Origin of the sequence: Bacteroides caecigallinarum (assembly GCF_016902295.1) — a bacterium.
Taxonomy (GTDB): domain Bacteria; phylum Bacteroidota; class Bacteroidia; order Bacteroidales; family Bacteroidaceae; genus Phocaeicola; species Phocaeicola caecigallinarum_A.
Map to the genome: position 1 here is coordinate 1 of NZ_JACJLQ010000213.1, position 240 is coordinate 240.

A 240-nucleotide genomic window follows, 5' to 3' on the forward strand; every position below is an offset into this window, starting at 1 on the left:
GAAGCTTGCTTCAATTGCCGGCGACCGGCGCACGGGTGAGTAACGCGTATCCAACCTTCCGTTTACTCGGGGATAGCCTTTCGAAAGAAAGATTAATACCCGATGGTATCTTAATGACTCATGTACTTAAGATTAAAGATTTATCGGTAAACGATGGGGATGCGTTCCATTAGGTAGTAGGCGGGGTAACGGCCCACCTAGCCGACGATGGATAGGGGTTCTGAGAGGAAGGTCCCCCAC

The 240-nt window shown here is 50.4% G+C and carries 1 rRNA gene; it reads left to right on the forward strand.

Features of this window, described 5'->3' with window-relative positions:
- Positions 1–240: ribosomal RNA gene (locus H6A27_RS14860) — 16S ribosomal RNA — on the forward strand; the annotation flags it as partial.